This is a genomic window from Streptomyces sp. adm13(2018) (assembly GCF_008042145.1).
Lineage (GTDB): Bacteria > Actinomycetota > Actinomycetes > Streptomycetales > Streptomycetaceae > Streptomyces.
The window spans coordinates 1-7,682 of record NZ_RDBH01000100.1 but is presented as its reverse complement, the minus strand read 5'-3'; the positions used below and the strand labels follow the sequence as shown (position 1 = coordinate 7,682).

The 7,682-nt window shown below is 70.9% G+C and carries 7 protein-coding genes and 1 pseudogene; 7 read left to right on the top strand and 1 reads right to left on the bottom strand.

All coding sequences use genetic code 11. From position 1 onward, the window contains the following. A partial coding sequence (locus EAO70_RS09150; protein WP_187283808.1) for a substrate-binding domain-containing protein occupies nucleotides 1–191 on the top strand: 191 nt, incomplete at its 5' end. Nucleotides 192–249: 58 nt separating this feature from the next. Here EAO70_RS09150 and EAO70_RS09145 read toward each other — a convergent pair. Further along, a complete protein-coding gene (locus EAO70_RS09145; RefSeq protein WP_148002521.1) occupies nucleotides 250–1,245 on the bottom strand; it encodes a LacI family DNA-binding transcriptional regulator in 996 nt (331 codons plus the stop codon). Between the two features lie 418 nt (nucleotides 1,246–1,663). On the opposite strand from EAO70_RS09145, the gene EAO70_RS09140 reads away from it, so the two are divergent. The 6 genes and pseudogenes from EAO70_RS09140 to EAO70_RS40280 form a co-directional block, all read left to right on the top strand. Then, a complete protein-coding gene (locus tag EAO70_RS09140; RefSeq protein ID WP_148002506.1) occupies nucleotides 1,664–3,103 on the top strand; it encodes an RICIN domain-containing protein in 1,440 nt (479 codons plus the stop codon). 148 nt (nucleotides 3,104–3,251) lie between these two features. Next, the gene (locus EAO70_RS09135) at nucleotides 3,252–5,672 is read left to right on the top strand and encodes an RICIN domain-containing protein (RefSeq protein WP_148002505.1); all 2,421 of its coding nucleotides are present in this window, start codon (nucleotides 3,252–3,254) and stop codon (nucleotides 5,670–5,672) included. Nucleotides 5,673–5,735: 63 nt separating this feature from the next. Then, nucleotides 5,736–5,990 (top strand): hypothetical protein, encoded by a 255-nt coding sequence (locus EAO70_RS39060; RefSeq protein WP_315986225.1) that lies wholly within the window; start codon nucleotides 5,736–5,738, stop codon nucleotides 5,988–5,990. Next, nucleotides 5,897–6,259 carry a hypothetical protein gene (locus tag EAO70_RS39055; protein ID WP_261992770.1) on the top strand — a complete coding sequence of 121 codons (363 nt, stop codon included), beginning with the start codon at nucleotides 5,897–5,899 and terminating at the stop codon, nucleotides 6,257–6,259. Before EAO70_RS39060 ends, EAO70_RS39055 begins: the two co-directional genes overlap by 94 nt. A 312-nt stretch (nucleotides 6,260–6,571) precedes the next feature. Next, entirely contained in the window at nucleotides 6,572–6,802 is a 231-nt protein-coding gene (locus EAO70_RS40285) for a hypothetical protein (protein ID WP_187283807.1), read from the top strand. A 162-nt stretch (nucleotides 6,803–6,964) separates the two neighbouring features. Continuing rightward, nucleotides 6,965–7,141 (top strand): annotated as a pseudogene (locus EAO70_RS40280) (cold shock domain-containing protein); the annotation flags it as partial. Nucleotides 7,142–7,682: the final 541 nt, after the last annotated feature.

The window sequence follows — 7,682 nt, the reverse complement described above, 5'->3', positions numbered from 1 at the left end:
CCGAGGCGGCGTCCTTCATTCCGCCCCTGACGACCGTGCACCAGGACTTCGCGCGGGTCGGCGAGTGGTGCGTCGACGCGGTCCTGCGCGAGCTGGCGGGCGAGACGGTCACGGGGGTGCGCCTGGTGCCGACCACCCTGGTGGAACGGCACAGTACGGCGCCCCCCGCTGCGCGCGGACGGGAGAACTGACGCCGCACGCCCGTGGTCGCGCGGGGGAGGCCGGGCCGCGGGGTGTCCGGCGGCGGCTTCAGGCCAGGGCGCCCGGCCGCGGCGGAGCCGTGCTCGAGCGCACCACGAGGACGGGTTCCACGGCCCTGCGCCTCGGCCCGTCCGTGCGGCCCTCGATCTGGTCGAGCAGCAGCGCCACGCAGTGCTTGCCGACGACTTCGAAGTCCTGGTGCACGGTCGTCAGGGGCGGCACGAGGTAGGCGGCCTCGGCGATGTCGTCGAAACCGGCGACGCTGACGTGGCCGGGCACGCTCCTGCCCGCCTCGTGCAGGGCACGCATCAGCCCCATCGCCATCTGGTCGTTCGCGGCGAAGACGGCCGTGACCTCCGGCCGGCGGGCGAGGTCGAGCCCGGCCCGGTAGCCGGACCGCGCCGACCAGTCCCCGTGCACCACGGGCGGTACGGGCGCGCCCGCGTCCACGAGCGTCCGCCGCCAGGACTCGGCGCGGCGGCGCGCGGCGAACGAGTCGGCCGGGCCTGCGAGGTGCCAGACCGGGCGGTGGCCGAGACCGAGGAGATGGGACACCACGCTCCGGGAGCCGTGCGCCTGGTCGAAGTCGACGTGGGGGTACTCGTGGCCGGTGTCGCCGTCGGCGACCACCACCGGCATTGACGGCGGCAGGCGCAGCGACGGGGTGTCGAGCATCTGTGACTCGACCAGCACGATGCCGTCGACGGACTGCAGCATCAGATGCTGGAAGGCGCGGCGCACGGCAGCCTCGGTCTGGGCCCGAACGCCCATGAAGTTCACCGAGAAGTCGGCCTCGCGGGCGGCGTCGGCGATCGCGCCGAGCGTGCGGGCGTTGCCGTGCGCGCCGATGTCGAAGCTGACGACGCCCAGTGCTCCGAAACGACCGGTGACCAGCGCGCGGGCCGCCGTGTTGGGGCGGTAGCCGAGCGTCTGCATGGCGGAGAGCACCTTCTCGCGGGTCGCGGAGTCGACGTTCTGCCGGTTGTTCGCCACCCGGGACACCGTCTGTGAGGAGACGCCGGCCAGGGTGGCGACGTCCGCCATGGACGGCCACTGGCGGGCCGCGCGTGAGCGGGGCGACCTTGTCCTGTTGTCCGTCGCCATCGATGACCTTCCGTCGCGAGCGTCCGCGCGCCCGCAGGGGCCTGCGGTGTGTTGGCGTAAACATACCAGCCGGTCAGTCTCCGATGGATCGTGTCCGAATCCTTGACAGCTGCTGTCGCCCCTCCCAAACTCTCCTCCCAAGCGCTCATGTTAACGCSAACACAACAAGCCGACACCTCCCCGTAACGTGGCGATCACGTGCCGTCGGCGCCTCGGGGCCCCGGCGGTCACCCGCGATCGGCGGCGATCGCACGAGCGCGTTTCCCCGGCGAACGGCCTCCCACGCGGAAGCCACGCCTTCGCCCGTCCCATCCGCCACATCAGCCCATCCCCCCTCCAGACCACGAGGTACGCGATCATGCGACGCACCACCTCGGGGACCGCCACCGTGCTCACCGCACTCTGCGCTGTCCTCCTGTCCCTGCTGGGTGCCCTCGGCACCGCCCACGCGGCGGCCGTCACCGTCACCAACGCCGTCCAGTTCACCGACCCGGCGGGCAACCCCGTCCACGCCCACGGCGGCGGGGTCGTCAAGGTCGGCACGTACTACTACTGGTTCGGCGAGAACCGCAACGCCGACAACAGCTTCAAGTACGTCTCGGCCTACCGCTCCACCGACCTGAAGACCTGGGAGTTCCGCCACCACGTCCTCACGGCGAGCAGCCACCCCGAACTCGCGGGCGCGAACATCGAGCGGCCGAAGGTGATGTACAACGCCTCGACCGGCAAGTTCGTGATGTGGATGCACAAGGAGGGCAGCGCGACCGACTACTCCGAGGCGCGGGCCGCGGTGGCCGTCTCGGACACCGTCGACGGCGACTACACCTGGCGGGGCAGCTTCCGGCCGCTCGGCCACATGTCGCGGGACATCACCACGTTCGTCGACACCGACGGCACCGGCTACATGATCTCCGCCGCCAACGAGAACGCCGACCTCCACGTCTACCGCCTGACCCCGGACTACACCGACATCGCGGCGCAGGTGCAGAAGCTGTGGCCCGGCCAGTGGCGCGAGGCCCCGGCGATGTTCAAGCGCAACGGCGTGTACTTCCTGCTGACTTCCGGCGCCACCGGCTGGGCTCCCAACCAGCAGAAGTACGCCACCGCGACCAGCGTCACCGGCTCCTGGAGCGGCTTGCAGGACATCGGGGACGGGGACACCTATGGATCCCAGACGGCATACGTGCTGCCGGTCCAGGGCACGTCCGGGACCTCGTACCTCTACATGGGCGACCGGTGGGGCAACTCCATGGGCGGCATGGTGAACGACTCCCAGTACGTCTGGCTCCCGCTGAGGTTCCCCACCGGCACCACCATGACCATGGACTACTACCCGCAGATCACCGTGGACGCGGCCACGGGCACGGTGCAGGGGATCGGAACCTGGGAGACGCTGACCGCCTCGCACAGCGGCAAGTGCGCCGACGTCGCCGACCGCTCCACCGCCGACGGGGCCGTCCTCATCCAGTGGGGCTGTGCCAACAGCGTCAACCAGCAGTTCTGGCTGAAGCCCGCCGGCACCAACCGGGTGCAGATCGTGGCCCGCTACAGCGGCAAGTGCCTGGCTCCGAAGGACGGGTCGACCGCCGACGGCGCCGCGATCGTCCAGTACACCTGCAGCGGATCGACCGCCCAGCAGTGGAGGGTGACGGGCTCCGGCGGCACCGTGCAGCTGTCCGCCTCGTCGAGCGGCAAGTGCCTCGACGTGACCAACCAGTCCACGTCCGACGGCACGGCGCTCATTCAGTGGAGCTGCAACAACGGCGCCAACCAGAAGTGGTTCCGCGCGGCCGCCTGACGCTGTCCGGACCACCCCGGGGCGGGCCCCGAGCCCCCGACGGGGCCTGCCCCACCCTGCTCTCCATCGACAGCACCCGACCGCTCCGGCCCCCGACGCCCGCGGCCCTCGGTGCTGGTCGACCATCGCTCCATTCAGGGAGACCGCCATGCGCTCCACCAGAGAACGCCCCCCGACCCGAGTGCGCCGGAGCGGCGCGCTCCTGGGCACCGTCGCCGTGGCCGCCCTCGTCGCGACCGGCCTCACGCCCGTGGCCTCCGCGGCGGCCGAGGAGGCCGCCCAGGCCGTGACCGTACGACCCGACCCGAGCTACCAGCAGCAGCCGTTCGAGGGCTGGGGCACCGCGCTTGCCTGGTTCGCGAACGTCACCGGCGGCTGGCCGGACGCCCAGCGCAACGCGCTCGCCGACGCCCTCTACGGCACGGACGGCCTCGGCTTCACCATCGCCCGCTACAACATCGGCGGCGGCGACAGCCCGGAGACCACCCCCTACATGCGGGCCGGCGGTGCCGTCCCCGGCTGGTGGAACCGCCCCGGGCCCGAGTCCCCCGACTGGTGGGACCCGAACAACCCCACCCACTGGAACCCGAACGCCGACGCCAACCAGCGCTGGTGGCTCACCGCCGCCAAGGCGCGGGGCGCCGACACCTTCGAGGCGTTCTCCAACTCCGCTCCGTACTTCATGACGAACAGCGGCCTGGTGTCGGGCAACTGGAACGCCTGGCAGGACAACCTCCGCTCCGACCAGTACGAACGGTTCGCGGCGTACCTCTCGGGTGCCATGAAGCGCGCCGAGGCGGCCACCGGTGTCACCTTCGACACTCTCTCCCCCCTCAACGAACCCAACACCGACTACTGGGGAGCCGGTGGCCGCCAGGAGGGCTCCCACTGGGACCCCGCCTCCCAGGCCCGCATGCTCACCACCATGCGGGCCCGGCTGAACGCCGACGGCGTCAGCACGCGCATCGCCGCCATGGACGAGACCAACCCGAACACCTTCCGCGCCAACTGGGACACCTACGACACGGCCACCAAGGCCGCACTCGGCCGGCTCAACACCCACACGTACAACACCGGCGGACGCACCGGAGCGCGCGACATCGCCAAGGGGACGGCCACCCCGCTGTGGATGTCCGAGGTGGACCTCGGCGGCAGCGTCGGACAGAGCTTCACCGACATGAGCCCCGCCCTCGACCTCACCCAGCGCGTCAACGAGGACTTCCGCGAACTGGAGCCCCGCGCCTGGGTCCTGTGGCAGGCCGTCGAGGACTACGAGAACATGACACCAAACCGCGAGAACTCCAACTGGGGCCTCATCCAGACCGACTTCACCCCGCAGAACGCGGCCACCGAGCCGCTCCGAAAGAACAAGAAGTACTGGGCACTGGCGAACTACACCAGGTTCGTGCGCCCCGGTGCCCGCGTCATCAACACCGACAACGCCGACACCTTCGCCGCCCTGCGCCCGGCCGGCCAGGGCGCGGTCGTCGTCCACACCAACCCCACCGGCGAACCCCAGCGGCTCACCCTGAACCTCGGCGGCTTCCAGACCGTCGGCACCGGTCCCGTCCAGCGCTACACCACCGACGGCACCAGGAACCTCCACCGCGAGAGCGACCTCACCCCCGCCGGCAAGACGCTCACCGCCACCGTCGGAGCCGGCTCCGTCACGACCTTCGTCCTGCCCGGCGCGACCGGCGTGAACGCCTCCGACACCACGGCCCCCACCGGCGCCGCGCGCCAGCTGCTCAACGACCACAGCGGCAAGGCCCTCGCGGTCGCCACCAGCGGCGGCCAGAGCACCCTGGTCCAGCGCACCTCCAGCCCCGCCACCGCCGCACAGCAGTGGAACTTCACCAAGCTGTCCTCGGCCGACTGGAGCAACACCGCGACCTACCGCGTCACCAGCGTCGCCAACGGCAAGGCCCTCGCCGCCCAGGGCGACTCCCTCGCCCTGGTGAACGCGGGCACCTCCGCCGAGCAGAAGTGGATGCTCTCCACCACGGGTGAGGGGCGCTACACCCTGGTCAACAGTGCCGGCGGCAAGCTCCTCGACGTCAGCGGCGAGTCCACGAGCGACGGCGCGCCCGTCGGCGTCTACCGTCCGACGACGGGCGCCAACCAGTCATGGACCCTCCGTTCCCTCGCGGCGGACAGCTGGGTGCCGCTGCGGATGCGGCACAGCGGCAAGTGCCTGGACGTGACCGGGGCCTCGACCGCGGACGGAGCCCAGGTGGTCCAGTACAGCTGCGGCGGCGCGACCAACCAGCAGTGGTCGCTGCGACCCGCCGGCGGTGGCTACGTCAACGTCGTCGCGCGACACAGCGGGAAGTGCCTCGACGTCACCGACGAGTCGACCGCCGACGGCGCGATCGTCTTCCAGTACGCCTGCAACGGCGGCGCCAACCAGCAGTGGTCGGTGCACAGGTCGCCCGACGGCTTCGCCACCCTGATGGCACGGCACAGCGGCAAGTGCGTCGACGTGAGCGGGGTCTCCACGGCGAACGGGGCCGCAGTCGTCCAGTACGGCTGCTCCGCCGCTCCGAACCAGCAAATCACCACCTCGTAGGACGAGTGGCCGGTCCTGCGGCCGGACGGCCGCAGCACCGGCCCTTCCGGGGCTGCCGACCTCGTGAAGCCGGGCAGCGTCGTGGCCGTGTCCGAAGGCACCACCGCGTACGAGGTGGCCGCCAGGCTCCGACACGCGCCCGGTCTCACCGTCGTCACCAACTCGCTGCCCGTCGCCGACCTGCTGCGCGCATTCGCCGAGGAACCGACGCGGGCGCCCCGACGGTGCTGCTCACGGGCGGCGCCCCCACGAGGTCGGCCTCGCTGGTGGGACCCCTGGCGGACCAGACGATCCGCTCTCTCCGGGTGGACCTCCTGATCATGGGTGCCCACGGGGTGTCGGAGCGGGCGGGTCTGACCTCGCCGAACCTCGCCGAGGCACAGACCAACCGGACGCTGATCGAGTCCGCGACCCGGCTCGCCGTGGTCGCCGACCACACCAAGTGGGGCGTGGTGGGTCTCAGCCGTTTCGCGGGGCTCGACGAGAGCGACTACTTCGTCTCGGACGACTCCCTCGGTGAGGACGCCCGATCGGTACTGACCCGTGAGGTCGGCCGACTGGTCCTGTCCGGGCCGGCGGGTACCTGAGGTACTTCAGGCTTGGCCGGGGGTGACCTCATGGTTCCCGTCTGCCCTGACCGGAGCGACGTTCCTCGCAAAGATCGTCCGGCGCGTGCCGGTGTGCAGTCGAGCCCGCCCTTGACCTGCACAAAGCAGGCAGGAGCCGTCTTCGAGGAGTCCACAGTGCCGCGCTCCTGGACGCCGGCCTCTGGGAAGCCGCCCGATTTCCGGCTTCGGGGGAACGGCAGGTTCCTGGTCTGCTGGTGGTACATGAGTTGCGAGGTGCCGGCCTGCGGAGATCGTGGCGTTGACGCTCCCGATGAGCGAGGAGGTCCGGGAATGGTTCGGATCCTGGTGCTTGCTCCGGCTTCCTGCGATGCGGCGGCGTGTCAATCGGAGGACGAGCTGCGCCATGGTTCGGTCGACCCCCGTCGCCGTAGATGGTCGCGGCACGGTTCACGCGGCGGACGGCCGCCGGGCTTCGACGAAGATCGGTACAAGAAACGCAACACCGCCGAGCGGGTCATCAACGGGCCCGAGCAGCAGCGGGCGTTGGCCAGCCCGCTATGACGTCGTGGCGAGCGGAATGCGGCAGTGCCTCAGCGACCACTCCGGCACGCCGCCCATGACGCAGGAGGAGCTGGAGAAACTCTTCCTCACCCTCGCGTGACCCCTCTCCGTCCCACCGGACGGAGAGAATCCCGTACGGCGGCACCACCCCGGAACACCCGTGGTGCCGCCGCACGCGATTCAGGTGGCACAAGGCAGCACGCGAGGGGCGCACCCGGATCTGGTCACGCGGCGATCGAATCGACGGGTTTCCGTGAGCTCCAGGAGGGCCAGGCCGTGACGTTCGACGTCGCCCAGGGCCAGAAGGGGCCCCAGATGGAGATCATCAACCTCGCCTGACCCGTTCCACCCGCCGGTGGAACCGGGGGCACTGGGCTCAGGGCGCACGGCTGCTTCACGCGTTCCGGGTCGAGTGTCCCCGGGACTCGCTCATGGCCTTGTCGCCACCGAGGAACTGGCGGTATGAGCAGGGCCCGGCGATGCCGGGGGGACCCGCGCAGTAGGCGCCGGCCGAGGCGAGCGCGCGCCGGTCGCCGGGCTGCGTCGGTGTTCACCGCGGCCCTACGTGCCAGTGCCCTGCCGCGCCGCGACGTGGCAGACCTGTGGCCGACTCTCTCCTGGTGGATGATGTGTATGTGAAGAGCCTGGCTGGTGGCGCTCACCCCAGCAGATTGCCGGGTCGGCGCAGGAGGGGCTCGTTGAAGGGACCGTGGCCGTGGGTGATGGGCGGAGTGAGCTTCCTCAGCTTCTGACCGCAGCGGAGACTGCCGCGCCGGAGCTGACGTGCCGCTGGGTCTCCTGCGGACCGTGCCAGTCCAGACACATCACGGTGGCATCGTCCTCGAGTCGGTCGCCGGCTGCGCGCCGTACCGCCGAAGTC

Bases quoted from the DNA above. Each gene is read 5' to 3' on its own strand.
- EAO70_RS09135 (WP_148002505.1), top strand. From the start codon at position 3,252: ATGCGCTCCACCAGAGAACGCCCCCCGACCCGAGTGCGCCGGAGCGGC.
- EAO70_RS40285 (WP_187283807.1), top strand. From the start codon at position 6,572: ATGGTTCGGATCCTGGTGCTTGCTCCGGCTTCCTGCGATGCGGCGGCG.
- EAO70_RS09145 (WP_148002521.1), bottom strand. From the start codon at position 1,245: ATGGCGGACGTCGCCACCCTGGCCGGCGTCTCCTCACAGACGGTGTCC.
- EAO70_RS09140 (WP_148002506.1), top strand. From the start codon at position 1,664: ATGCGACGCACCACCTCGGGGACCGCCACCGTGCTCACCGCACTCTGC.